Origin of the sequence: Methanobrevibacter sp., from assembly GCF_030539555.1 — an archaeon.
GTDB lineage: Archaea > Methanobacteriota > Methanobacteria > Methanobacteriales > Methanobacteriaceae > Methanocatella.
The window spans coordinates 1-2,176 of record NZ_JAUNXX010000133.1; the positions used below are offsets into that span (position 1 = coordinate 1).

Here is a 2,176-nt window from a genome sequence, read left to right on the forward strand (position 1 = left end):
TATTCCTATTTAAGAATTTTTAAATAGGAACATCTCCTTAGCCCAGTAATATCAACGCTTACAGGGTTTCAATTTAGGGGTTGTTCCTATTGTTCCTATCAAAAAAAAAGACCCTAGGGGTCTTCTTATTAAAATGGTATTTGGTTGTAATCAATGTATTGATAGTTGTAACCTTTACCTTTGACTTTTTCGATTTTACCTTTAGTTTTCAAAGCTTCAATAATCTTTGTAGCGTATTTATCTTTTATAGTTTTAACTGTAAGGTCTGGATAAACTTCATGTAGCTTTTCAGAAAGAGTTGTTCCATTAATTACTGGCATTTCTTTTATCAGCTCTAAAGAGTAATTTACAAGGTCTTCAAGTCTGCTCTTTGGACTTTCTTTCTTCTTAGTTGACTTGTACCTACGAGAATCCATGTAGCCTTTTTGGTCTTCTCTAAAATAAATATCAATGCTATATTTATCAAAACCTTCTCCACCATCACGATAGTCAAGCTTTTTCAGAATACGCTTTTTAGGTAATAACAGTAGTTCTTCTTTAGTCATGTTAGCTTCTTTTTCTTCTTCTTCTTCAGTTTTTGGAACTGCTGATAAGAATAATGTAAACTCACATGACCTAACTATGTTAAATGAACCAGCGATATCGTTCAAATCTTGCTCAATCTTTCCTGTTGCTCTACCTGTGTGATGTAACATTAACACAGTTACATTAAGTTCACGACTTATAGTTTCTAGGTTTATAAGTACAGGCTTTATTTCAGATGCATTTGCATAATTCCCGTCCATAAACTTATAGATACAGTCTACAATGAACAACTTTGTATTATTTCTCTTTATGAAATCTTTAAGAACTTCAAGATTCTTCTTGTTATCTAGTGTGAAATGTTTATTTTCAAACAATGTAAGATTTTCATTTGTTGAAGGTTGTCCAAATGAACGAATCTGAGATGAAAATCCACCTTCTAGTGATAAATAGAAAACATGCCCATGCTCTAAAACCTTATGTCCTAAGCATTCATTAACATTTTCATCAGCTATACATCTTGCTATTTCATAGGCTAATGTTGTTTTATTAGTCTTTTGTGCTCCAACTAGCATTCCAAGTCTATCCTGTGGGATAAGTTCTTCTATAAGAAATTTTGGTGGCTCAGCTAAGCCTGCATCTATGTATTCTTGAACTGTATATAGTTTAAATAAATCTTCTAATTTTGGTATTGATTTTGTCATATTATTCCTCCTAGCATTAGCAGAAAAGGAGAATAACGTTTATTCTTGAAATTTACCGATATTGATGCTATAATAACGATAAATAAAGTAAACAAACAAACATTATTACAAGTGCTTAACTACCGTCCAAAGCTGTTAAGTACTTTTTTTTCTGCTTATTTTTATCGTTATATTAATTTTCATTTTGTATTTGAGCTAATTGCTCAGCTTTTTTTCTAGCTCTGTAAGCTCTCATATATTCTCTATGATGCTCTTTGTTTTTATCTCTCCAGTTCTTCTGAGCTGTTCTAACTGTTTCAGCATTTGTTTCTCGATACACGCTCATATAAACCTTCATATAGTCTGCATTAGCCATTGCTTCACCTCTTTTCTTTTTATCTCTTACTTTATTCTATATTAATTATTATGTGAAGTCAACAAAATTCCTTCAAAAACTACCACATTGTGAAAAAAGATGTAGAATTATCTTTCTACATCTTTATTATCGAGCATTTTTTCATTTGTTTGTTGCTGTTGTTTCTGTGATTCTTTCCTAATGTTGTATCCAATAGTTTCAAATGTATTTACAATGCTCTTGTCTTTAGCTCTTGATTCCATTCCAGTTTTTAAGTTTAAATATTTATTATGCCAGTGGTTTCTTCCATTTACAGCGTCTTGAGTTTGTTGTTTTAACTCAATATTAGCCTCTGTAAGAGCTTGTAATCGTTCTGTAAGCCTTTCAGTCTCCCTGGCATCTACAACGCCCTGTATAGCCGTATCTCTAAGTGTCTTTTGGTCCATTAAGTCAACCATTTCCTCAGCTTTCTGCATTTTCTTAGACCAATCTCTAGTTGTTTGATGTTTCTTTCTTGTTACAGCTGCTAAATCTCTATGCTCTATTTCATAGCCTTTAGATAACATGAATTTCTCTAGTTGCTCCTGGTAGTTGCTCAAATCATCTCTACCATTTA

At 32.2% G+C, this 2,176-nt stretch carries 3 protein-coding genes; all 3 read right to left on the reverse strand.

The genetic code is table 11. The annotated features are described in order from the left end of the window. Positions 1–128: 128 nt before the first annotated feature. Positions 129–1,226: an AAA family ATPase gene (locus Q4Q55_RS10440; RefSeq protein WP_303372732.1), complete on the reverse strand. Its 1,098-nt coding sequence runs from the start codon at positions 1,224–1,226 to the stop codon at positions 129–131. 172 nt (positions 1,227–1,398) lie between these two features. After that, positions 1,399–1,581, reverse strand: a complete 183-nt coding sequence (locus Q4Q55_RS10445) for a hypothetical protein (RefSeq protein ID WP_303372733.1) — start codon at positions 1,579–1,581, stop codon at positions 1,399–1,401. Between the two features lie 107 nt (positions 1,582–1,688). Beyond that, a partial coding sequence (locus Q4Q55_RS10450; RefSeq protein ID WP_303372734.1) for a hypothetical protein occupies positions 1,689–2,176 on the reverse strand: 488 nt, incomplete at its 5' end.